Annotated in this window: 17 protein-coding genes and 4 pseudogenes; 7 read left to right on the top strand and 14 right to left on the bottom strand. The window is 69.4% G+C overall.

All coding sequences use genetic code 11. The features are described from left to right. Positions 1–273 precede the first annotated feature (273 nt). The 4 genes from ACZ5SK_RS41600 to ACZ5SK_RS41585 all read right to left on the bottom strand — a co-directional run bounded on the left by ACZ5SK_RS41600 (position 274) and on the right by ACZ5SK_RS41585 (position 4,400). A complete protein-coding gene (locus ACZ5SK_RS41600) occupies positions 274–477 on the bottom strand; it encodes a hypothetical protein (protein ID WP_468577530.1) in 204 nt (67 codons plus the stop codon). A gap of 49 nt (positions 478–526) precedes the next feature. Further along, on the bottom strand, positions 527–1,882 hold the full coding sequence (locus ACZ5SK_RS41595; RefSeq protein WP_468577528.1) for a thioredoxin family protein: 1,356 nt from the start codon (positions 1,880–1,882) through the stop codon (positions 527–529). 716 nt (positions 1,883–2,598) lie between these two features. Then, positions 2,599–3,249: a response regulator gene (locus ACZ5SK_RS41590; RefSeq protein ID WP_468577526.1), complete on the bottom strand. Its 651-nt coding sequence runs from the start codon at positions 3,247–3,249 to the stop codon at positions 2,599–2,601. Beyond that, entirely contained in the window at positions 3,246–4,400 is a 1,155-nt protein-coding gene (locus ACZ5SK_RS41585) for a sensor histidine kinase (protein WP_468577524.1), read from the bottom strand. The genes ACZ5SK_RS41590 and ACZ5SK_RS41585 overlap by 4 nt, the downstream gene beginning before the upstream one ends. Positions 4,401–4,523: 123 nt before the next feature. Between ACZ5SK_RS41585 and ACZ5SK_RS41580 the strand changes: the two genes are divergently transcribed. Both ACZ5SK_RS41580 and ACZ5SK_RS41575 read left to right on the top strand, forming a co-directional pair. After that, a complete protein-coding gene (locus tag ACZ5SK_RS41580) occupies positions 4,524–5,258 on the top strand; it encodes a class I SAM-dependent methyltransferase (protein WP_468577523.1) in 735 nt (244 codons plus the stop codon). Further along, positions 5,255–5,941 carry a DedA family protein gene (locus tag ACZ5SK_RS41575; protein WP_468577522.1) on the top strand — a complete coding sequence of 229 codons (687 nt, stop codon included), beginning with the start codon at positions 5,255–5,257 and terminating at the stop codon, positions 5,939–5,941. The genes ACZ5SK_RS41580 and ACZ5SK_RS41575 overlap by 4 nt, the downstream gene beginning before the upstream one ends. Here ACZ5SK_RS41575 and ACZ5SK_RS41570 read toward each other — a convergent pair. The 6 genes from ACZ5SK_RS41570 to ACZ5SK_RS41545 all read right to left on the bottom strand — a co-directional run bounded on the left by ACZ5SK_RS41570 (position 5,911) and on the right by ACZ5SK_RS41545 (position 14,808). Next, positions 5,911–6,567, bottom strand: coding sequence for a response regulator (locus tag ACZ5SK_RS41570; protein WP_468577520.1), 657 nt, complete (start codon positions 6,565–6,567; stop codon positions 5,911–5,913). The two genes, ACZ5SK_RS41575 and ACZ5SK_RS41570, sit on opposite strands and share 31 nt — an antisense overlap. Beyond that, positions 6,564–7,910 (bottom strand): sensor histidine kinase, encoded by a 1,347-nt coding sequence (locus ACZ5SK_RS41565; RefSeq protein ID WP_468577519.1) that lies wholly within the window; start codon positions 7,908–7,910, stop codon positions 6,564–6,566. The genes ACZ5SK_RS41570 and ACZ5SK_RS41565 overlap by 4 nt, the downstream gene beginning before the upstream one ends. 537 nt (positions 7,911–8,447) lie before the next feature. Next, positions 8,448–9,158, bottom strand: coding sequence for a response regulator transcription factor (locus tag ACZ5SK_RS41560; protein ID WP_468577518.1), 711 nt, complete (start codon positions 9,156–9,158; stop codon positions 8,448–8,450). A gap of 115 nt (positions 9,159–9,273) precedes the next feature. Then, positions 9,274–10,215, bottom strand: coding sequence for an SGNH/GDSL hydrolase family protein (locus ACZ5SK_RS41555; protein ID WP_468577516.1), 942 nt, complete (start codon positions 10,213–10,215; stop codon positions 9,274–9,276). A 699-nt stretch (positions 10,216–10,914) separates the two neighbouring features. Next, the gene (locus ACZ5SK_RS41550; protein WP_468577514.1) at positions 10,915–12,225 is read right to left on the bottom strand and encodes a sensor histidine kinase; all 1,311 of its coding nucleotides are present in this window, start codon (positions 12,223–12,225) and stop codon (positions 10,915–10,917) included. Between the two features lie 138 nt (positions 12,226–12,363). Further along, positions 12,364–14,808 carry an MMPL family transporter gene (locus tag ACZ5SK_RS41545; RefSeq protein ID WP_468577513.1) on the bottom strand — a complete coding sequence of 815 codons (2,445 nt, stop codon included), beginning with the start codon at positions 14,806–14,808 and terminating at the stop codon, positions 12,364–12,366. A 653-nt stretch (positions 14,809–15,461) separates the two neighbouring features. Here ACZ5SK_RS41545 and ACZ5SK_RS41540 point away from each other — a divergent pair. The 3 genes and pseudogenes from ACZ5SK_RS41540 to ACZ5SK_RS41530 all read left to right on the top strand — a co-directional run. Next, positions 15,462–15,860 (top strand): hypothetical protein, encoded by a 399-nt coding sequence (locus ACZ5SK_RS41540; protein WP_468577511.1) that lies wholly within the window; start codon positions 15,462–15,464, stop codon positions 15,858–15,860. Then, entirely contained in the window at positions 15,857–16,492 is a 636-nt protein-coding gene (locus ACZ5SK_RS41535) for a DedA family protein (protein WP_468577510.1), read from the top strand. Before ACZ5SK_RS41540 ends, ACZ5SK_RS41535 begins: the two co-directional genes overlap by 4 nt. A 76-nt stretch (positions 16,493–16,568) precedes the next feature. After that, positions 16,569–17,075 (top strand): annotated as a pseudogene (locus ACZ5SK_RS41530) (phosphatidylglycerol lysyltransferase domain-containing protein); the annotation flags it as partial. An 88-nt stretch (positions 17,076–17,163) separates the two neighbouring features. On the opposite strand, the gene ACZ5SK_RS41525 reads toward ACZ5SK_RS41530, so the two are convergent. Both ACZ5SK_RS41525 and ACZ5SK_RS41520 read right to left on the bottom strand, forming a co-directional pair. Further along, positions 17,164–17,670: a nitroreductase family deazaflavin-dependent oxidoreductase gene (locus tag ACZ5SK_RS41525; protein WP_457495635.1), complete on the bottom strand. Its 507-nt coding sequence runs from the start codon at positions 17,668–17,670 to the stop codon at positions 17,164–17,166. A gap of 579 nt (positions 17,671–18,249) precedes the next feature. Then, a pseudogene (locus ACZ5SK_RS41520) lies at positions 18,250–19,412 on the bottom strand (RICIN domain-containing protein); the annotation flags it as partial. A 5-nt stretch (positions 19,413–19,417) separates the two neighbouring features. On the opposite strand from ACZ5SK_RS41520, the gene ACZ5SK_RS41515 reads away from it, so the two are divergent. Beyond that, positions 19,418–19,777: a hypothetical protein gene (locus tag ACZ5SK_RS41515; RefSeq protein WP_457495636.1), complete on the top strand. Its 360-nt coding sequence runs from the start codon at positions 19,418–19,420 to the stop codon at positions 19,775–19,777. 232 nt (positions 19,778–20,009) lie between these two features. Here the strand turns inward: ACZ5SK_RS41515 and ACZ5SK_RS41510 are convergent. Next, positions 20,010–20,201 (bottom strand): annotated as a pseudogene (locus tag ACZ5SK_RS41510) (IS30 family transposase); the annotation flags it as partial. A gap of 31 nt (positions 20,202–20,232) precedes the next feature. Here ACZ5SK_RS41510 and ACZ5SK_RS41505 point away from each other — a divergent pair. Further along, a pseudogene (locus ACZ5SK_RS41505) lies at positions 20,233–20,771 on the top strand (IS5 family transposase); the annotation flags it as partial. Between the two features lie 289 nt (positions 20,772–21,060). Here ACZ5SK_RS41505 and ACZ5SK_RS41500 read toward each other — a convergent pair. Continuing rightward, on the bottom strand, positions 21,061–21,780 hold the full coding sequence (locus tag ACZ5SK_RS41500; protein WP_457495637.1) for a hypothetical protein: 720 nt from the start codon (positions 21,778–21,780) through the stop codon (positions 21,061–21,063). Positions 21,781–23,136 lie beyond the last annotated feature (1,356 nt).

The following is a 23,136-nucleotide window of genomic DNA, read 5'->3' as shown; positions in this document are numbered from 1 at the left end:
TCGTGGTGCTGCGGCATCCGGTCGGTCGACACCGCCCACCGGATGCCGCAACCAGCGGACAGCTCCCCGCAGTTGTCCGTCACCGATGCCACAGCGGCCTTGGAGGACGCGTCGATGTCGGCCCTCGTCCGGCCGGAGCCGGTCAGGAAAGAGCGGTCCCGAAGTCCGCGCGCTGCGAAGGCCGGTCCGGTGCCTGCGGCGCGAGCGGCAGCCGGGAGGCGTCAGGGCGTGTGCAACGGTCGGGCCCGACCGTTGCACACGCCCTTGACCGGGTCAGACGCATTCGCCGTCGACGCAGAGCTTGTCCGGATCGCAGTCGAAGTCGGACAGGCATGCCAGCCGCCCCCGCGTCCGCCACGGCTGGATGCGCCGACACGGCACCTGGCTCTCGGCGCGACTTCTGATGGGCACCACGTCTGCCATGGGTGCCTCGTCCGGGCCGACCGAGTCGGGGAACGGGGCGGGAGAAGTCGTCAAGTTCGCACCTTCCGGGGGCTTGTTGGGGCGGGAGTTTCCGCGGGACGGGTCAGGCGGCGGTACTCAGGATGTGCCGCACTGCCTGCGGTGCCAGCCAGACACCGTTGATTGTGATGTCCGGCGCCGCGGTGCGGAGCCGTAGCCAAGCGGCATCGCTGACCTGCGAGATGACCTCTTCGGTGTCGTGCACGATATTCAGGGAGGTGAGTCCGCAGAGCGTCCCAAGAGCGTCCAGAACGTCGTCGTCGACGGGCGTGTTGTACAGGTTGAGGGAGGTCAGATTCCGCAGCTGTGCCAGGGGGCGCAGGCCCGCGGAGGTGACCTTCGGCGCGGTGACGGTCAGCGACCGCAGCCCGGTGAGCGTGGCCAGGTGGGCGAGGCCGGCGTCCGTCGTTTCGGGCAGGCAGATTCCGAGATCCGTGAGTTCGGGAAGATCTGCACAGGCGAGCTCGGCCAGCGCCGCATCAGTGGCCAGGTGAGTGTCCAGGTACAGGCTGCGCAGGGCCCTGGCACGGGCGAGTCGGGCCACTCCGGCATCGGTGACGGCCTCGGAGCAGAGGTACAGCTCACGCAGCCGGGGCAGGCTCACCACGTCGGTGACCATCCCGTCGTCGGCTTCCGGCATGTCCAGCCTGAGCTCGTCGGCCTGCCGGAGCCCGGCCAACTGCCCGGAGTAGGACGCGGGTTGGGACAGGCGTTTCACATGAACGGAGAGTCTGCTCAGACCGGTCAGGTGCGCGAGGTCGGCCAGGCCGGACCCGGTGACGGCCGAGGCCCGGACCGCCAGCCTGTCTATGCCGTCGGCCGGGAGTTGCCGCAGAAACCGCAGGTCCGCGGGGTCTGCCCCGGTCTGGTTGATGAAGAGCCACACGATCCGATCGGCGGGCACCTCCACGGTGCCGCGTGCGGGGCCCACCAGTTTCTGGGCGGGGATCCAGCTCGGAAACACACCGATTCGGCCCGACAACGTGTCGGGGAAAGTCAGCACGCGGGGGCCGCGGGCGGTCCAGCCCCGAGGCGTCGTGTCGGCGGCCTCGGGTTCCCGAGGACTCGTCGGCGGGCCCTCACTGACCGAGCGCACACTGAGCAGCGGGCGGAGCTGGGCGAGCAGTTCGTCCTTCTCCATGGCGCCGAGGATCCTCGCGACCGGTACACCGCCAACGGTCACAAGAAGCGTCGGGACGGCGTCGATGGCGTACTTCCTGCGGGCCTGCTCGGCCTGGTCGTAGTCGAGTTTCAGTACGCGCATCCTGTCGCCGAGTTCAGCGGAGACTTCTTCGACGATCGGTGAGAGGGCCTTGCAGGGCCCGCACCAGTCGGCGTAGACGTACAGGACCACCGGAACCGGCGAGGCAGTGAGGGCGTCGTCGAGTTCGTGCTCGGTGACGGTGGTGGTGAGGGGCAAGGTGCGTCCTTGAGGTTCCTTGGTGACGAGGGAGTCTTCAGGCGGGCCGGGGACGATCGTTCAGCGGCAGCGTGGCCGACGCCGGCGTCCATTTCCCCTTTCGGCGGCGGGTGGACGCTCACCTGAATGGGCTTGGCTCGCCAGGTGCGGTCGAGGCACCCGGCCCTGGGCGGGCTCGATCAAGGTGCGGGCGAAGGCCTTGCCGTAAAGAGCGATCGTTCCAGTGGCCCGCGGTCACGGCTGGCTGTGATCAGGAACATCCAGCCTTCGGCGCAACGCTGCACCAAGACGCGATCATGAGAGCCAGTAGTTCGAGTGTTCACGAGGCCGAGGCTAGGAACGTACGCCGGCCGTTGGATCGGCCGTTGTGTGATGGCCTCCCCCTACGAAAGTCGGGGGTCTGCCTGGCAACTGGTCGGCCCCTCGTTGTCGGAGGCGGACATTGGTAACCGACGCCCTTCTCTGCCAAGCCCTGGCGGTGCTACGTCGCCGTCGCGGAGGCGATCGCCGCATGTGAGGCCGCCACGGCCCACACGCTTTCGCGCGACCGGGGGTCGCCGCGAGCTTGGACACATGCGGTGTGACGCGCCCTGACTGTTGGCCCACCAAGGCTCCGCCGGTGCATCACGGTGGCGAGACACAGCGGCGGACACCGACAGCCGCGACACCGCTTCGAGGCGTCGAACCTCGCCTTGTGTGTCTGCAGTCTCCGTTCGTCAGGCTGTGAGTCCCGCGTCGCGGGCCAGGAGGGCGGCCTGGACGCGGTTGGTGACTTCCAGGGAGGTCAGGATGCGGCTGACGTGGGCCTTGACGGTGCTCTCGCGCATGGCGAGACGGGTGGCGATGTCGGCGTTGGTGTCGCCCTGGGCGAGCAGGGCGAGTACGTCGCGTTCGCGGGGGGTGAGCTGCTCCAACCGGGCCTGGGCGGCTGTGACCTGGGGTTGTTTCGTGGCGTGGTAGCGGTCGATGAGGCGCCGGGCAGCGGTGGGGTGGAGCATGGCCGACCCGGCGGCCACCAGGTGGACGGCGCGCAGTATTTCGGCGGGGTCGGTGTCCTTGAGGAGGAACCCGTCGGCTCCGGCGGCGAGGGCGTCGTAGACGTATTCGTCGAGGTCGAAGGTGGTCAGGGTGATCACTTTCGGGGGGTGCGGGAGGGCCCGTAGCCGGGTCGTGGCGGTGATGCCGTCCATGCGGGGCATCCTGACGTCGACGAGGGCGACGTCGATGCGGTGTGCGGTGGCCAGCTCGAGGGCCTGGAGGCCGTCGGCGGCCTGGGCCACGACCTCGATGCCGGGGTCGCCTTCGAGGAGGTCGGTCAGGCCGAGGCGGACCAGGGCGTCGTCGTCGACGATCATGGCGCGGATCATGTGGGGGTGCCGTTCTGTTCGGTGCCGAGGGGGTGGGGGATGCGGGCGGCCACGCGCCACGCGCCCGCGCCGGCCGGTCCGGCGTTCAGATGGCCGCCGAGGGCGGTGACGCGTTCGCGCAGGCCGACGAGTCCGTAGCCGCTGCCGACGGTGTCCGTGCGGGGAGTGCCGGCGGGGTTGGCGACCTCGACGAGGGTGGCGGGCGGCCGGTAGTCGACGCGTACGGTCACCGGGGCGCCGTCGGCGTGCTTGCGGGCGTTGGTCAGTGCTTCCTGGACGATGCGGTACACGGCCAGGCGGTGGGTGGTGGGAGCCTGTTCGGGACGGCCGTCGGTGGTCAGCTCGATGTGCTGGCCGGCTGCGCGGGCCTCGTCGGCCAGTTCCCCGACTTCCCTGATCGCCGGCGTGAGGGTGGTGCCGGGCGGTGTCGCGTCGGGGTCGCGCAGAACGCCGAGAACGTCGCGCAGATCGGTGAGGGCTTCGACGGACGTCGTGCGCAGCAGTCCGAGGCGTTCGGTGACCGGCGCGGGCAGTGTGTCGTTCCTGGTGGCCAGGACACCGGTGTGCAGGGCGATCAGGCTGAGGCGGTGGGCGAGGACGTCGTGCATCTCGGCGGCGATACGGGACCGTTCCGCGACGCGCGCCGCCTCCTCGCGCAGCTGCGACTCGATGTGCAGGTGTTCGACGTGGGCTGCCAGTGCCTGGATCAGGCGGCGCCTGCTGCCCAGCCACAGCCCGACGAGCACGGCCAGCACGGGCAGGAGCACCGTGGATGCGTAGGCCTGGCCCGTCCATAGGGAGGTGGCTCGGTAGCTGAGCAGGTTGGCGCTCAGCGCGGCGACGGCACATCCCACCGCCACTCGCGCCCGGCGGTCCATGGCCAGGTCGAACAGGGCGACCGTCAGCAGCGGCAGTAACGGCCATCCCCACCACGCCGTGGCCACGGTGACCAGCAGCGGCGCGAACGGCCAGCGCAGCCGGGGCACGAGCAGGGCCACTCCGCACACCAGCGCCGCGGTGACGACGGGGGCCAGGTGGCGCCCGTCGAACGACAGGTCGTTCAGCGCGGCGGCCACCACGCACAGCGCCACGAGTGCGCCCCGTCCGCAGGCCGCCCATCTGCGGCCTTCTCTGCTGCTCACCTGGCCCATGCTAGGCAGCCCGGTGCGTGATTCCGTCTGATGATCGGCCACGCCTATCCCCTACTTTCGTAGGGGGAAGCCGTCGCAGAACGGCGGATCCCATGTCCGGCGCGAATTTCTAGCGTCAATTCCATGAACGACCAGACCACTTCCCACGGCCGTGTCCCGGCGCAGCGCAACGCCGAAGGCTGGATGTTCCTGATCGAGGCAGCCCGAGACATGCGTACGACGGGTGCCATAGCCCCCAGTGGCAAGGCCTTGGCCGGCCTGCTCACCGACCCCGTACGGGCTCAGGCGCCCCATCCCCTGGCGGTGCTGGAAGCCGGCGCGGGCACCGGCCCGGTCACCCGGGCCCTGATACCCCAGCTGTCCCGGGGCAGCCGTCTGGACATCGTCGAGGCCAACCCGCGTTTCGCCTCGCGACTGCGCACTCTCGTCACCACACACCCGCACCTGGCGGACAGGCCCTCTCAGGTGACCGTGCATCAGACCTATGTAGAGCAGCTCGACACCGACCAGCGCTACGACGTCATCGTGTCCGGGCTGCCGCTGACCAACTTCACGCCCGTACAGGTCGAGCTCATCATGGCCCGCTACATGGAACTGCTCCACCCCGGCGGCACGCTGACCTACTTCGCCTACCTCGGCACCCGCAGGGCCCGCGCCCTGACGGCATCGCGAGCCGAAGCCCGCCGCCACGCCGCTGTGGACGAGATCATGGCCACCTACCAGCGCACCTACGCCACGGGCCGCTGGACGGTGTGGGCCAACATTCCTCCCGCCTACGTCTGGCATCTGCGACGCCCCCTCGTCTCCGCGGACCAGCCCGGGCCGCATGAGCCGCAGTCCGACGGAGCGAGTCGGTGAACGTGCTCTCCGACCTCCTCGGCCACATCCCGCCGACCGCGGCGTACGCGGTGGTGGCCGCCGCGGTCCTGGCCGAGTCGATCCTCCTCGTCGGCGCCTTCATCCCCACGCTCACCCTGCTCCTGACCGCCGGCGCCCTGGCCCGCACCGGCCACATCAGCCTCCCCCTCGTCCTCGCGGCCGCTGCCGGCGCCGTGGTCACGGGTGACTTCCTCGCCCACCGCACGGGCAGATTCCTCGGCGACAGGCTGCGCGGAGGCCGTTTGGGCCGTCGGATACCAGACCCCGCCTGGCGCCAGGCCGAGAAGCTGATGACACTCCACGGCGGCAGGGCGGTCTTCCTGGCCCGATTCCTGCCCGTGGTGCGCACCCTCGCCCCCCACCTCGCAGGCGCCACCCGCCTGCCCTACCATCGCATCGCTCCCTACAGCGCTGTCGCGGCCTGCGTGTGGGCCACGGCGGAAGCCGGTGTCGGATACGCCGCCGCCACTTCGCTCGAGCGCGTCCTTACGCTGGGCGGCCCTGCCTTCGCCCTCGTCGCGCTGACGGCGATCGGTGTGGCTGTGCTGTGGCGACGAAGCCGCCGCCCGCTTGTCGGAGCTGAAGCCCAGCAAACAGCGCCCGAGCCCGCTCCGCGGTCCTGCGCCCATGATCAGGCAGGCCTGACGAGGCCGGTGTCGTAGGCGAAGATCACGGCCTGGACCCGGTCCCGGACCCCGATCTTGGTGAGGATGCTGCTCACGTGTGACTTGACGGTGGATTCGGCGAGGGAGAGCTGCTCGGCGATCTCGGTGTTGCTCCAGCCGGTCGCCATGGCGGTGAGCACCTCGCGTTCGCGGTTGGTGAGGCGGGCCAGCTGGCGTTGCTGTTCGGGTGTGTGGCCCGGCAGACGGCTGCCGAAGGCATCGATGAGCTTGCGGGTCAGACCGGGGGAGATGACGGCGTCCCCGGCGGCCACCGCGCGGATTCCGGCGACGAGTTCGTCGGGCATGGCGTCCTTCAGCAGGAACCCGGAGGCTCCGGCGCGCAGGGCGTCGTAGGCGTATTCGTCGAGGTCGAAGGTGGTCAGGACCAGGATGCGGGAGCGGCCGCCGGACTGGACGATGCGTCTGGTGGCCTCGATGCCGTCCATGCCGGGCATGCGGACGTCCATGAGGACGACATCGGGCTTGAGCTCGGCGGTCTTGCGGACGGCTTCGGCGCCGTGGGTGGCCTCACCGATGAGGGTCAGGTCGGGGTGCTGTTCCAGGAGCATGCTGAAGCCGAGGCGTTGCAGGGCCTGGTCGTCGACGATGAGCACGGTGGTCATGTGCGGGGGTGCTCCGTTGTTGTCGTAGGGGTCGTGTGGACGGGCGGGGCGGTCAGGAGGCGGGCGTGGACGCTCCAGCCGCCTTCGCGGTTGGGCCCGGCGGTGACCCGGCCCTGGTAGATGGCGGCGCGCTCGCGCATGCCGACCAGACCGCGGCCGTTTCCGGTGCTCCGTCTGCTGGAGCGGGGTGCGCGGAGGGGGCCGGTGTCCTCCACGCCGACGTGGACCGTGCCGGCCCCGACGGCTACCCGGACGCTGACGGAGGTGTCGGCGGCGGCGTATTTGAGGGTGTTGGTGAGGGCTTCCTGGACGATGCGGTAGACGGCGAGCTGGAGGCCGGGGGCCAGCGGGGTGAGGTCGCCGTCGGTGCTGAGGGTGACGCTCGGGCCGGTGGCGCGGACGCGTTCGATCAGCGGGGTGAGGTCGGCGAGGCCGGGCTGCGGGGCGAGCGGGGCCTCGTGCGGCCGGTCGTCGTCATGGCCGATGACGGTGAGGAGGCGGCGCAGTTCGGCGAGGGCGCTGCGGCCGCTGTCGGCGATGATCCGCAGGGTCTCGGCACCGCGGTGCGGCTTCGCCTCGGTCAGGCCCGCGGCGCCGTCGGCCAGACCGACGATCACGGCGAGGGTGTGGCCGAGGATGTCGTGCATCTCCTTGGAGACGCGGGCGCGTTCCTGGGCGACGGCGAGGCGGGCCTGTTGGTCCTTCTCCTTCTGCAGGGCGGCGATGACGACGTTGACCAGGCGGGTGGCGAGGCCGAGGCCGGCGATGGCCGTCACCGTCACCACCCCCAGCAGGATGAGGATTTCCGGCCGTGCGGCGTACTGCAGCTGCCCGTCGCGCCAGAGCGTGGCGGCCCAGGCGACGAGCTGCGTCAGGGAGACGGCGACGGCGATGAGCAGCCGGCCGGGGGTGGCGAAGCGGCCGACGTTGAACAGGGCCACGATGCGGGCGACGTCGGCACTGGCGTTGGCGCCGTGGAAGGACCCGGTGGTCTCCGTCAGCACGGCGCCGGCGGTGATGAGCGCGAAGACCAGCATGGGCCTGCGCTCCCGCCACAGCAGCGGTACGGCCACGGCGACGGTGAGGACCAGCTCTTCGGCGACCCTTGATCCGCCGACGGGATGGAGTACGGACGGCAGTCCCAGGGCGGCGCAGAACAGCGGTACGCCCCACCTCCGGACCCGGGGGTGGGCCCGGTCCGCCCACCGCCAGGCCGACAGCTGCGCGAGGATCGACACGATCACGCGTTGCTCGGCATCCTTCGTCAGCGGGTCGGGCAGCTCGGGCCGCATGGGGACGTGCCGGCCGGGCCTGGAATCCTGTGGGGGAGTGGTGGGGGTCAAGGTCCGTGCCCTTCGCGGTGCAGGCGAGCAGCTCGCCGGTCCCGGGGGGCGGGCGGACGAGCGGCGACTGAGGGAGAACGCGGGCCGAAAAAGACCGCTCTTTCGCGATCGTACGGCTGACGATGGCCCGGGATCCGCCATCGTGCCGGCCTGGTCAGCGCCCGCGCCGCCGGAACTCGGCGCCGAACCAGCAGGGAGGGCGGCCATGGAAGCGGTCTGCTGCGTTTCGGGCGCGCGGCGCGCCCCTGGACGGGCGCGTCCAGGAGCCAGAGGAAAAGCGGCACCGTGGCCGGTCCGGTCACCACGAGTGAGCGAGACCCTGACCGGCTGGAAGCGGTGGAGGACGGTTGCCACCTGTGTACTCCCGCCAGGAAACAGGTCTGTGTGGGAACGGACGGGCCTGACCGGGCCCGGGCTTCAACTTAGAAGCCGAATCAGCGGTCGTGACGGCACTGTGGGAGGGAATGCGGCGATGCCGACTAGTACTGGGGTACTAGGGTTCCTCCTCACGGCTGCGCGGAGCCTCCGCGCTCTGCTTTATGGGTTCGGACGGGTACGGCCGGGCGCAGGGAGCGGAGAGTGAGCGGTGTGCTGCGTGGTCAGGCCCGACTCGTAGGCGAAGGCAACAGCCTGGACGCGGCTACGGGCGCCGATCTTGGTGAGTATGCGGCAGACGTGCGACTTGACGGTGGTCGGGGCCAGGGACAGATGTTCGGCGATCTCGGCTGTGCTCCGACCGGAGGCGAGGGCGGTGAGGATCTCGCGTTGGCGTCCGGTGAGTGCGCCGAGCAACTGTGCCGGGAGGGCCGCGGCGGCGGGCTGCCGCCTGCGGACCGTGTCGATGAGCCGACGGGTGAGATCGGGAGGGATGACGGCGCCTCCGGCCGTCACCGCGCGGATCGCCGCAGTCAGCTCGTGCGGGGAGACGTTCTCCGGGAGCAGCGCGTCAGCGCCTGCCGCCAGCGCGGCCCAGGGGTACCCGTCGAGCCCGACGGGGACAAGCACCAGGACGCGGGGGTGGGGCGGGCTGCCGTCGCGTGCGAGGCTGCGGATGATGTCGATCGTGTCCGTGCCGGGCTTGAGGATGTGCATGAGGACGGCTTCCGGTCGGAGCGCGGTGGTCATGCGGACCGCCTCGGCACCGTCGGCCGCCTCGCCGACCGGGATCAGGTCCGGCTCGGAATCCAGCAGGAGGCGGTAGCCGAGGCGTTGCAGCTTCTGGTCATTGACGATGAGAACAGTGGGCATGCTGCCGGGGTTCTTCCTGCGTGGGGGAATGCCGGCGACGAGCGCGTCGGGCGGGCGCGGTGGATCGGACGGACCGGTCGCCGGCGATGGGAAGTCCCCTGTCTCCTGTCGGCGTTCAGTGGCCCATCGTGTGGAGCACGGCGTCGGCCATGCCCTGCTCGCCGTGCGCGTTCGGATGGACGGCGGCGGCCGGGCTGCTGGGTTGGAGAGGCTCGATCCAGCGGGTTTTCTCCGCGGAGCAGGCGTCGTGGCCCACGGACGGGGAGTAGGTGTCCGCGTACGTCGCTCCGGCGGCCAGGGCCTGCCCGCGCAGCATGGTGTTGAGCTGCTTCGCCTTGTCGTACAGATAGGTCGCGTCACCAGGCGCGAGGGGCAGCTCCCTGCCGCAGCCCTTCCCTTCGGCGGGCAGGATCGCCGGATAGCCGACGACGTAGACCCGGGCCCGTGGCGCACGCCGTTCGATCTCTGCCAGCGCAGCGGAGAGCTGCCGACCGGTCGCCTGTATCTTCTGCGCCACTTTGTCGGTGCTGCTGTCGACGTACTGCTTCCTGCAGGGAGCCCCGTCGGTGTTGGAGAAGAGGCGGCCGCTGCCGGTCGCGCGGTACATCGCACCCATCGTGACGCACTTGGTGACCGTCGAGCCGAAGCCGATGTCGTTGCCGCCGATGCCGAGGGTGACCAGCCGTGTCCGCGTCGAGAGGGCCGAGAGCTGGGCGGGGTTGGTGCCGTTGGACGTCTGCTGCGGCGCGGTGAGGGCGGTGATGGTGGCGCCGCTGCAGCTGACGTCATGGAAGTCGGCGGCGAGCACGCCGAGTTGGCGTGCCACCAGGGCGGGGTAGTTGTGGTCGGAGCGTTCGCAGCCGGCCGGGGTTCCGGACTGCCTGGGGATTTTTGGGCCGGAGGTGTAGGAGTCGCCGAGAGCGACGTAAGGCCCCGGCTGAATTCGCTCGTCCTCAGCACCGTCGTGGTTGCCGTCCGGCCGCCCGATGAGGACGGCGGTGAGCAGAACACCGCAGCTCACGACCCCTGCCAGACTTGCGCGGGCATACGCTCCCATGGGTTTTCTCCTGTCGTCGTCACAGATGACCAACTGCTGGGCGGGCACCGCGGCGCAGGGGATTGCGGGAGATGGAGGCGGTGCCCTGAGCGAAACCGGCAGGGCCGGCTGTGGAGGTGGAAGGCTTGCCCGGATAACAGCGGGGGCGAGGGCGTGTGCGAACCTTCCGCCAAACTAGGCGGGTAAACGCGCTTGTCGTCGGTACCGCGGGACCGAATACAGCAGTGCCGAGTGGTACTGCGGTAGGAAGGCGCGTCGACTCGGGACGGAGGTGCGGTCGGGGTGGCCGGGCGGACCCGTGTCATGAGGCGCGCGCCGACCGCTGGCCATGCGGCGGTATCGGCGGGCAGCACGCTCGTGCCGGTCAGTCGGGTCGGCGCCTGGCTTGGGCGAGGCGATCGGTGCGGTGACGGTTTCGGGCAGACGGCGCGTAGTGGGGGGCGCGAACACGGCGTGGCAGCGGCGCGAGACCTCCCTTGCCTACGCGAGCAGTTCGGGCCGGCGAGCACCCTTGAGGCGGAACGCGTCGGCTCCGGCGCGCAGCGCATCGTAGGTGGACCGGTGTTGCCGGTGATCCCGACGCCGTCCACGCAGGGCAGGCGGACATCCGTCAGGAAGGCATCGGGGCGGAGCCGACAGTCGTACGCAATGCTGCTCAGCCGTCCGCGGCTCGCCGACGGCGGTAAGGGCGGGCCGGTGTCAGGCGGGTTGCTTCTCCAGGGAGTTGACCGGCGGGTTGGTGATGAGGAGGGCGTGGACGGTCCAGCCGCCGTGTGGGTTGGGGCCGGCGGTGACCTCGCCCCGGTAGAGGGCGGCCCGCTCACGCATGCCGACCAAACCCCGCCCGCTGCCCTTCCGTCCGAGGCGTGCACGCGGGGCGCGGGGCGGGCCGGTGTCCTCGACGGTGATGCGTACGGTGTCGGGGTCGGCGGCGAGGGAGACGTGGACCGAGGTGGTGGAGGCGGCGTACTTGACGGTGTTGGTCAGGGCTTCCTGGATGATGCGGTACGCGGACAGCTGGAGTCCGGGGGCCAGTTCGGTGAGGTCGCCGTGCGCGTGCAGGGCGACGGTGGGGCCGGCGGCGCGGACTCGGTCGAGCAGCGCGTCGAGGTCGGCGAGGCCGGGCTGCGGGGCGAGTGGGACGCCGTGGGAGCGGTCCTGGCTGTGGCGGTCGTCGTCGATGACGGCGAGCAGACGGCGCAGTTCGGCCAGGGCGTCGCGGCCGCTGACGCCGATGGTGCGCAGCGTCTGGGCGCCGCGTTCGGGCTTGGTCTCGGTGAGGCCGGCGGCGCCGTCGGCGAGGCCGACGATGACGGCGAGGGTGTGGCCGAGGATGTCGTGCATCTCGCGGGAGACGCGGGCGCGTTCCTGCGCGGTGGCGAGCCGGGCCTGCTGGTCGCGCTGCTTCTTCAAGGCGTCGATGTAGGCGTAGGCCAGCCGCAGCAGCAGCCCGAGTGCCGCGAACGCCGCCACGGCGACCATCACCATCAACGTCACGGGCTCCGGACGCGTGACGTACTCCAGTTGCCGGCCGCGCCAGAAGAAGTAGGCCCATGCGACGAGTTGCACGAGGGTGATGCCGGTGGCGACCGCCAGTCGGCGTGGTGTGCAGTGACGGCCGACGTTGAAGAGGGCGACCACCCGGGCGAACTCGGCGCCCGTCAGCACACCGAGAGGGAGGGACACGATCGAGACGGCCGTGGTGAGGGCGAAGACCAGCAGGGGGCGTCGTTCCCGCCACAGCAGCGGGATGCAGAAGGCGAGGACGATCGGCAGCTGGGGGTCGCCGACGTTGTGCGGGTTGGCGTAGGCGTCGCTGCCGACCGCGAGGCAGAACACCGGGACCCCCCACCGCCGGACCCAGGGGTGGGCCCGGTCGGCCCGCCGCCACGAGGCGAGCCGGGAGACCACCGACGCGATCACCCGCTGCTCGGGATCGCTCGTCAGGGCCTGGAGGAACTGGCGTTCGTCCGGGGGTGGGGCGGGCGCGGGGGCACTCGGTGCGGGCACGGGGGTGGGCCCTTCGCAGGGTCGGGCCGCCCGCCGACCCGGGGGGATCGGGCCGGCGAGCGGGGCGGGGAGGACGGCCGGTGGGTCGGCCGCCACGTCAGGAGCCGGTGCTCGAGCCGGTGCTGCGGGTCGCTCTCGTCAACTCCTGCGCAACGGGTTCTTCAGCGGCTTCCGGCGGGCCGGTGCCTGCGACTCCGCCGAGTCGGCAGGGGCGGTGGCGGCGGCGCCCCGTGCGAGACGCTGCTTGAGCCTGGACAGCCCCCGTGTCTTCTCCGGGGCGGCCTGCCGGGCAGGTACCGGCGCTTCCGTGACACCAGAAGAGTGGTGGGGGTCGCCATAGGTGTGGGGGACGCTGTGTCCGTCCGACCCGGCGGCGACACCGGCGAGCACGGGTTCGGGCGCGGAGTCCGGCTGCTCGGCTTCGAGCGCGTGGCGCAGTTTCTCGCCCTCGACGTCCACGTTGGGCAGGATGCGGTCCAGCCACGTCGGCAGGGTCCAGGAGCGGTGGCCGAGCAGGGCCATCACCGCGGGGACGATGGTCATCCGGACGACGAAGGCGTCGAAGAACACGGCGGCGGCGAGCCCCAGGCCGATCGACTTGATCAGTACCTCGTCGTCGAGGAGGAATCCGGAGAAGACGGAGACCATGATGACCGCGGCCGCGGTGACCACCCTCCCGCTGTGCCTGAATCCCCCGACGATGGCCTGCGTGGGGTCGGCGCCGTGGACGTACTCCTCGCGCATCCGGGAGACGAGGAAGACCTCGTAGTCCATGGCGAGTCCGAACACCACGCCGATCAGCACGATCGGCAGCAGGCTGACGATGGGGCCGGTCTGGTCGACGCCGAAGACGTCCTTCAGCCAGCCCCACTGGAAGACCGCGACCAGGACCCCGAGGGTCGAGACCACGCTGAGCAGGAAGCCCAGGGCGGCCTTGAGCGGGATCACGATCGACCGGAAGACCAGCAGGAGCAGGATCAGGGCCAGGCCGACGACGATGGCCAGGTAGGGGATGAGGGCGTCGGAGAGCTTGGTGCTGACGTCGATGTTGACGGCGGTCAGTCCGGTGACCATCAGATCGGCACCGGATTCCTGGTGCAGGGCGGTGCCGTGGTCGCGGATCTCGCCCACGAGGTCCTTGGTGGCCTCGCTGGTGGGGGCGCTCTTGGGGACGGCGCCGAGCAGGGCCACGTCGCCGGCCTGGTTGAAGGAGGGGGGACGGACGGCGGCGACGTCGTCCAGCTTGCTCAGCATGGTGTACGCGTCCTGGGCTGCTGCCTTGGGATCGTCGCTGCCCCGGGCGTCGACGACCACGGTGAGCGGGCCGTTGAAGCCGGGCCCGAAGCCCTTGCTGAGGGTGTCGTAGGCGATGCGTTGGGTGGTGCCGGGGGGCTTTCCGGAGTCGTCGTTCAGGGCCATCTTCAGGGACATCGTGGGGATGGCCAGCAGGGCCAGGGCGGCCACCGAGACAGCGAGCACCTTGACTGGGTTGCGGGTGACGAACTTCGCCCAGCGCACGCCCATCGACTCGCCCTCGCCGCGTTCCAGCGCCTTCATGCGGCGGGTATGCAGCCTGCCCTTCATGATCCGCAGGCCGGCGAAGCCGAGGACGGCGGGCAGCAGGGTCAGCGCGATGATCACGGCGACGGCGACGGCGAAGGCGGAGGCCAGGCCCATGGAGGTGAGCATGCCGATGCCGATGACGCTCAGGCCGCTGAGCGCGACGATCACGGTCAGGCCGGCGAAGACGACCGCCGAGCCGGCGGTGCCCAGGGCACGTCCGCACGCCTCTTCGGGTTTGTGGCCGTCGCGGATCTCGTTGCGGTAGCGGGAGACGATGAACAGGGCGTAGTCGATGGCGACGGCCAGGCCCAGCATCAGTGCCAGGGTCGTGGAGGACGAGGCCAGGTCGAAGAAGTGCGTGGCGAGCGTGACCGACAGGACGGCCGCGGCCACCCCGAGGATCGCGGTGAGCAGGGGCAGTCCGGCCGCGATCATCGAGCCGAAGGTGATCACCAGGACGACGGCGGCGACCCCGACGCCGATCAGCTCGGCGGCCTTGCTGGTGGCCTTGTTCTCGACGGCGTTGCCGCCCAGGCTCACCTTCAGGCCGGCCTTCTCGCCCTGGGCGACGACGTCGGTCTGGACGGTGTGGGCCGCGGCGCCGACGTCGGCCTGGGCGACCTTGTAGGACACCTGGGTGTAGGCGATGGTGCCTGATTTGCTGACCAAGCCGCTGGCGAAGGGATCGGTGACGCCCGACACCTGCGGTGACTTCTCCAGCTTGGCCACCAGGGACTCGACCTCGGCCTTGTTGGCGGCGGAAGTGAGCTTCTGCCCGCTGGGCGCCTCGAACACCACACGCGCGGTGGCGCCGTCGGCGGAGGCCTGCGGGAACTCCTTGCGCAGCAGGTCGATCGCCCGCTGCGACTGGGTGCCGGGAACGCTCAACGCCCCGGAGGAGGTGCCGGGCGCGGTCATGGCGCCGATGCCGATGGCGGCCAGGACGGCGACCCACAGCATCACGACGACGCGTCGTCGCCGGAACGCCAGCCGGCCGAGCCGGTAGAGGAAGGTGGCCACGGAGTACTCCCACCAGGAGAAGAGATCATTGGGTGAGCCGGTACTGACTGACCCGCGATCTCAACCTAGGAGCGGTACCGGGCGACCATCCCGTACCGGGGAACCGAATCCGGCGGGGCCGATTAGTACCCCGGGACTAGGGCAGGACTAGGGCCTGTCCTCCTCGCGGCACGCCGGCCCGCGATGCCCCGATTGACGAGAGCGGTGATCAGCACGCCGCCGAAGATGGCGCGCGGCTGCAGTTCGTGAACCCGGCGAGTCCTGGTCGACGGCCCGGGGCTCGCCGTAGCCGGCAACGTGGGGTCGGTGAGCGGTGGGCGTGTGCCTCGATCCCGCTCGGGTCGTCGAGGTCGGCCTGGACGTAGCGCCACCCATGTCTGTTGAGTTGACTGAACCATCCACGGTCGGGCGAGTGAACGTAGCGCTTAGCTCCAAACCGTGCGGTATCGGTCTCGTGCTTCAGGCAAGCCTGCGACCTGACCGCCCCTGCGGGAACTGGGCGTGGCTACTTCGGCGCCGGCCGAAGCTGTCTGCCTGTGCGGCCGCTATTCCATTCCGGAACAAAGAGCCGTATTTCGCATCTACTTTGGTAGAGGCAAGCCGTCGCACAACGGCGGATTCGAAGATCGGCGCGGGCTTCTAGCGTCGGATCCATGAACCTTCGGACCATCCCCGACGACCGTGTCCAGGTCCCGCGCCGTGGCGGGCGCTGGGCATCCCTGGTCGAAGCGGCCCTCGATCCGCGGACGATCGGGACGAACTTCGCTCCTTCCCATGCGGAGCGGATCATGTCGCGCTCCAAGGAACTACCCAGTCCCGGTGGGACTCTGATCAACTTCGGCTACCTGCGCGCCCGCCAGGGCGGGACGCTGACAGCGTTGCGGGCCGGGAGGTACCGGGGCGCGGCGGTGGACGACGTTCTGGCCGACTACCGGCGCATATACGCCACCGGCCGATGGGCGGTGTGGGCCAACCTGCCCCCCGCGGATGCCGGGCAGCTGCAGCGGTCCTGCCTTCCCGTGGCTCTGTCACCCGGTGGAGGTGTGCGGTGAGTGCCCTTTCCGTCGTCCTCGCTCATCTGGCGCCTGCTTCGGCCTACGTGATGCTGGCCGCCGTCGTCTTGCTCGAGTCGGTCATGCTGGTCGGAGTCTTCGTCCCCTCGTTCATCCTGCTGGCAACCGCGGGGGTGCTGGTCCGCACCGGCCACCTCGACCTCCTCCCGGTCGTGGCCGCCGCAGCCGGCGCCGCGGTGGCGGGTGATTTCCTCGGTTACCGCACGGGCCGACTGCTCAGCGGGCAACTGCGCGGCAGCCGGGTGGGGCGCCGGATCTCCGATTCCGCCTGGCAGCGGGCCGAGACGCTGATGACACGTCACGGGGGACGGGCCATCTTCGTGTCACGTTTCATACCCTTCGTCCGCACGCTCGCTCCCCACTACGCGGGCGCGCTCCGGCTGCCCTATCTCCGTATCGCCCCCTACAGCGTCAGCGCGGCCTGCCTGTGGGCCGCGACCGAAGCCGGCCTGGGGTACGCCGCTGCCGTATCTGCCGAGCATCCTCTGACCCGTGGCGGTCCGGTCATCGCCGGCCTGTTCCTGGTCGCCGTCGTGGGGGTCGTCGTGTTCGCCAAGAGGCGTCGTTGGCCGCTTACGCCAGATCGCTCGGTTGGGACTACCGAACAGTAAAGAGAACCGCCCGCTATGAGGCCATCAGATGTCAGTCAAACCGGGCTGCACGGCGTCGTGATCCCGGACGCGCACAGCACGACTGACACGGGACGACGAGGTGCGCCTGCGTGCCCTCCTCGAGAAGCACGGCCGCCGTGACTCCCTCGGACACTTCGCGCTGCGCCGCGACAAGGCCGTCGTGTTCTCCCCCAGCGGGAAGGCGGCGGTGACCTACCGCGTGGTCTCCGGTGTGATGCTCGCCAGCGGTGACCTGATCGGTGATGTCGAGGCCTGGCCGGGCGCCATCGAGCGCTTCATGGACGAGGCCAAGGCCCACTCCTGGACGCCCGCCGTCATGGGCTGCTCGGAGACCGGCGCCGAGGTGTGGACCCGCGAGACCGGTCTTGACGCCCTCGAACTGGGCGACGAGGCGGTGGTGGACGTGGCGGATTTCTCCCTGGCCGGCCGCGCGATGCGCAACGTGCGCCAGATGGTCAAGCGCATCGAACGCGCCGGTTACGAGACCCGGGTACGGCGCGTGGGTGACCTGGGCGAGGCCGAACTCGAGCGCATCCGGCGCGCAGCGGAGAACTGGCGCGGAAGAGCATCGGCTGGAACAGCTTGCCCCATGCCGCCACAAGCGTCCTCCTCGTCGAGATCACACGCGGGAGAAACACCTTCGGATTCGCCTACGGGGCCGGCTCGCAGATGACAACGGGGATCTGCCGGTCGGTCCACGCCTGGTACTTGTCGAAGTCGGCGTACATTGCGACAAGTCTCGGCCAGAGCACTGCGCGCTCGGCAGGATCGGCTGTACGCGCCCGCATGCGACGCACACTGCTGCGGATCTGGACGGTGATTTGCGGATCTGCTTGAAGGTTTCGATACCACAGGGGGTTTTTCGGTAAGCCGCCCTGCGACGCCACGAGAATCACACGATCACCATCACCCAAGCAGAGCAGGGGCTGGGTCCGTGGTAAGCCGCTCTTGCGCCCCTTGGTGGTCAGGAGACAGACGGGCACACCGCGAGGGAAGGCGCTCCCGATCCTCCACTTGCCGCCGATCCGCCCGCCCGTGGCGCGATAGACGGCGACATTGAACCGGGACGCCAGTTTGATGATCTTCGGCACGAGGGGCGAATCCAGCCCTTGCGGGCGATCGAAGGGCGTCGGCGCGGTGGGTGGAGTGTCGGTCATGTCGTCTCACTCTCCTTCGGCTTTTCACGGAATCGCCCGCCTCGCTACGGAATCCGCCGCCTCAGCCCGGCGGTAGTGGAGCCGCGATCCTCTGGCTGTCGAGGGAACTGGTGGGGGCACCGCGAAGAGGCTCACGCCTCCTTGCTGGCAGAGGCCGTTGAAGCTGGGCTTCCTCAGGGGATCTGCGAACGACCGAACATCGGGAAACCAAGAACCAGAAGACGCGCACAGTGAAATGGAAGGCAGCAAAGACCGCAAGAGGCGTGCCACTGGTCATGGGTGGAATTCGAGGTCGTGCTGGCCGACTGGGGACGCGTCCGGCCGGATCCTCGCCGAGCGCGAGGCGATCTTCTCGGCACTGGCGAGCCATGACGCCCCTCTGGCGCAGGCGGCGACGCTGCTGCACGGCAGCAACACTGAGCAGTGGCTCGCCGACCGTTTCCGGTCATCCGGCCAGGGCGCCACCCCATCCCATGCAGCCCAGGTAACGGGGCTCTTTGCCTGCCCACATGCTGTCGGCCATCGCGGATGCCACCGCCCTCAGGGCGGTGGCATCCGCGATGTCTGCGGCAGTTCGGGCTACACGCTGACGATCTGCCACTGCTCCCGAGCGGCGTTGGTGTACGTGTACTGGTTGACGTTGGCCCCGTCGGCGGTGGAAGCGCCGTCTACGTTGAGTGAAAGACCGCTGAGCCGGTTGGTGAGGAAGTAGTAGCCGTCGCCTGTGGGCGTCAGGGCCCAGTGCTGCTGGGGCACGTTGGCATCGGCCCATATGGCGACGTTTCCGCCGTCGGCGCGGGAGAGCCCTGCGACCTCCATGAGCTTGCCGCTGTTGACGTTGCGGATCTTGAAGTACCCGTCGCCAGTGCTCACGAAGGTCCACTTCTGGGCCGTGTTGTTCAGCCAGGGCCACTGCTGGATGTTGGTGCCGTTGGCGGTGCCGAAGCTGTACACGTCGGCCACCTCTCCGCTGTGGCGGTTGACCAGCTTGTAGACGGTCGAGTCGCCGGGGAACGTGCTGGAGACCAGGGCGGGCTTTGCTGACCGGCCGCCGATCCTGACGCCGCCGATGTTCGCGTAGCCGCCGGTGGCGGCATCGACCTGGATGGGTTGGTGGTAGGCGTGGAAGGGTGCCAGAACCAGCCGTTGCTGATCGTCTGTCCCTGGACGGAGGCGTAGGTGTTTCCGGTCGGCGAGGTGACGCCGAGCGGTTCCTCGAAGTAGATCGCGTCGCCGAGCCACGGTTGCGAGAGCCCGCCGTGGTCGACCATGACGATGTTCGGCTGCAGCGACTTCACGTGTTCGCGGATCCGCTGGTAGGAGACGGCCTGCTGGCCCATCTGCCAGGCGTAGCCGTCGGTGATGAACATGTCGATGGTGCCGTAGTTCGTCAGCAACTCGGTGATCTGGTTGAGGATGAAGGTGAGGTCCCCGGGCTGGATCGCCTCGTTGGCGGCAACCCCCTGCCGCGGGTTGTAGGCCTGCACGTTGTAGGTGCGGTCCCAGATCGAGTAGTACAGGCCGACTCTGAGGCCCTGAGCGCGGAACGCGGTGACGTAGGCCTGCACGATGTCGTGCTTGTAGGAGCTGTTGGCGACGTTCTGCGTGCCGTAGGCGCTCGGCCACAGGGCAAAGCCGTCGTGGTGCTTGGTCGTCAGGATCCCGTAGCTCATCTTCGCGGCGGCGGCCGCGGCCGCCCACTGCGCGCAGTCGACGGCGGTGGGAGCGAACAGCGTAGGACTCCAGCATGAACAAGCGCGTCATCGGCATGACCACCGCCGGCACGCTGGCCGCCACGGCGGCACTGGCCTTCACGGCCGGCCCGGCCCAGGCGGCGACCTGCAACGCTTCGGCGGGCAGCTCCTGCGTCAAGGTCATCAACTATGCGAGCGACGTCCAGAGCATCAACGTCGGCCCGTGCAAGGACATCGGGGGGCACCTGATTCCGTCCAACCAGGAATTCGCCGACCTGACCGTGGCCTCGACGGGGGCACCGTTCCTGCTGACCTACTCCACCGTCCAATGTCCGAAGCGGGGACAGAACTCCAAGAGCGTCAGCTGGAGCGCCCCGGACGCAGGCAACTTCCGCACGGTGACCATTCGATAGCCGAGCCTCCCGAAAAAACCGCAGCTCAGAGACATTGTCAGTGATGCCTGAGCAGAAGCGTGCTGAGATCGAGCCTTCCACCCGATGAGCACTCGGCAAGGCGTGCCAATTGGCACGCCGGTGTTCGAAGGTGAAACGGGGGAGTGTCTCGTAGGTGGGCACGGTGTCCTCCGGGCAGCACGACGAAGCCCCCGGCGGAGGCGAATTCCAGGGGTCGTTGCAAAACAGCTGATCAACTGGCCGTGACCAGGAGCTTAGCGAGGCGCTCGGCTGGGGTTTCCCAGCCGAGCGTTTTGCGCGGCCGTCTGTTGAGTTCGGCGGCCACGGCCGCAAGGCCGCGGGTGGTGTGGGCGGCCAGGTCGGTGCCTTTGGGGAAGTACTGCCTCAGGAGGCCGTTGACGCTTCTATGCCAAGCGGCGAGTGGATGTTGGGTGATGTGGTGCTGCCAGGAGGCTCTGCGGGCCGCGGGGAAGCTGGACTGGTCGCGGGCGGTGATCGACTCCTCCCACTTCAAGGCGGCGCGGCCCAAAAGCGGGCCCAGCCCGGTCGACCGTGCACGGCGGGCAGCAAACACCACATCCTCACCGACGGGTAGGGGATCCCGCTCGCGGTGTCGCTGACCGGCGGCAACCGCAACGACGTCACGCAGTCGCTGCCGCTGCTGGACAAAGTTCCGGCGGTGGCAGGCGTCGTCGGCCGGCCCCGACGCCGCCCCGACGCGCTCCTCGCCGACCGCGGCTACGACGACGACAAGTACCGCCGCCTGCTGTGGCAGCGCGGCATCCGCCCAGTCATCGCCGAACGAGGCGTTGAACACGGCTCTGGCCTGGGCATCTTCCGTTGGGTGGTCGAGCGCACGATCGCCTGGCTGCACGGCTTCCGCCGCCTGCGGATCCGCTGGGAACGACGCGACGACATCCACGAAGCCTTCCTCGGCCTCGCGACCTGCCTCATCACCCACCGACACGTCCAACGCCTTTGTCAGGACCTCTAAGCGGGCCCGGCCTCAGTCAGACGCGACTATGCGGAGTCGCCTCTGACCCGCCCACATCGCACAAGCGTCCGTGCCCCAACGTAGTTCGGGACCGAGCGAGACTCGACGCTGGCCACGGCGCTCGCACCCGAGCAAGCGGCTGCTCCGCCCGAGTTGAGCACTTCAACGAATACGCCGACACCACCCGCCGGACAGCGAACCACCACAACTCCCACCGCGCGGTGGGCTCTCCGCAACCGGTGGAACCGCGAAGTTGATCGTTCTGATCAGGCCGACGGACTGCCGCCCGTCACCGAGCACCACGGGGTTCCAGCTCCAGCAGACCGTGCAACTCCAACACGCCGTCCCACAACGTCGCCACGCAGATGTCACCGCCGAGAGCAGCTGTCTCGGTCCAGCCGTCGTAAGTGTGGCCTGCGTTGCGCACAGGCTTCCAGTCCTGAGCCCGCCACTCGGCGAGGATCTCCCGCTCCAGCCGCTCGGCGTCACGGCCACGCGTGAAGGACAAAGTCTTGTACAGCTGCCAACCCCGGCCGCGGTGCTTCTCGATCCGACCGGTCCTCAGGTTGCAGATCCCGACCTTCGCTGCCTGCAGGCCCTGGTGGTGCAGTAGATACACGAGGGCGGGCCGGTCACGCTTGAATCCGTATTCGGCGCACTCGGAACAACCCGTGCCACGGCTGTTCACACTGCCCAGGGTGGGAAACACCTCTGCCCCGCACACCTGGTTCATGCATCGGCACTTCCAGCGCTCGCGCACTCCCGGATACGGCTCCAGTGGCTCCAGACCTGCTGCCACCATGATGCCGTGCGCCTCATCGCCAGCGATGACGACACCGGCGCACCACTTGCACGCCTGGGCACCGCGCCGGACCCATCCAAGCCGCGGATAGATGATCCGCTCTGGCGGCCCAGGGCACTCGGGAGCCAGACACCGGCTGCGCCAGCGCTCGTTGACCCCCGGGTACGGCTCAAAGGGCTGGGCACCGGCGGCGAGGAGCTCGCTCACGGCCTGCTCCTCGGGTACGCGCATCCTCCCACCGCAACGCTGGCACCCTCCCTGTCCGGTGAGGACGACGTTGGCGTAGCTGGGGGCGATGTCGTCCGCCCCGCACTTCAGGCAGACACAGGGCCAAGGCCTGCCGGCCGCCTTGTACGGCTCCTGGGGCTCCACGCCGCGCTGGATCATCTCAAACACCGCACGTTGGGGCCGTACAGCAACCCGGGCACAGTACTTGCACGCTGACACCCTGCTCAGGCGTGCGTCCGACAGACGCGGCCGGATATCGGCCGGATCGCCCTCCCACAGCCCAGGACACAGCGCGCTCAAACACCGGCTGAGCCAAGGAGCGTCCACCCCCGGATATGCCTCCAGCGGCTCCACTCCGGCAGCTCGCATCTCAGCCGCGGCCTGATTCTCCGGAACCTTACGCAGGGCAGCCCCTCGAGCACGGCCGCACGGCCTGCAACCGCCGCTGTTCGGCCGCATCACATTGCGGTAGATCGGATCGACGAATTCACCGCAGTCCATACAGACACTCAGCCACCGCTCGCCGCTCCCGGGCCACACGGAGATCGGCCAAACCCTCTTGGCGATCATGTTCGCCTTGGCGGCCTCGGGATCGAGATAGCGAGGCATGCGGCCTCCAAAGGGCTGACCTCACGCTGGAGTTGGCGCGGCAACTGGTCCATCTCGCGTATGCGCGTTCGGTGTTGGACGACGATTCATTCGAGGCTATCTCCTCGCGCGTGCATGATCGCGAGCAACTCGTTGGCCCGCGCGGCAGGCGTGCTGGTGACGTGTTGTGCCCCCGGCTCGGGCCGCGTCCATCTGACGAGGCACGCCCGACGTGAGGCATGCCGGAACCCGCCAAGCACGGATCCCACAGGCCTGATACTCAATCAATTCCTCCTGAAAGCCAGCCCTGTAAGGCTGGCGGCGTGGCGGACTTTCGAACAGACCGTTATACATATCGTCCCGACCGAGGAGACGGGGGAGGGCCAACATCACAGAAACTTACATAGTTTTCTGCTTCCATGAAGCGACCAGGAGGCACCACACTGAGTGCCGCAGAGGAAAGGCGAAGCGCCGGAGGTCCGCAGCCAGCCTGAAGCCGACCGCGGAGCGGGCGGCTTCCCAATCAACCTGCGCTACAAACCAAGTTGGCACGTACCGCTTACATAAGGCGGGGTGGATGCCGGATCGCGGAGCGATCAGGACTCCACCCCGCCGACCTTGATGCCCTTGACTCGCGGAGCGAGTCGAGGAAACCGACTGCGGAGCAGTCGGCGTAGCCGCGGAGCGGCTACGGATCTTTCCGCCGCGTAGCGGCGGCGCGTTGTGTCTGCGGAGCAGACCGCGCGC

The organism is Streptomyces sp. NPDC031474 (genome assembly GCF_055581185.1).
The sequence above is the reverse complement of the archived record's forward strand: the minus strand, read 5'-3'. Positions and strand labels throughout refer to the sequence as shown.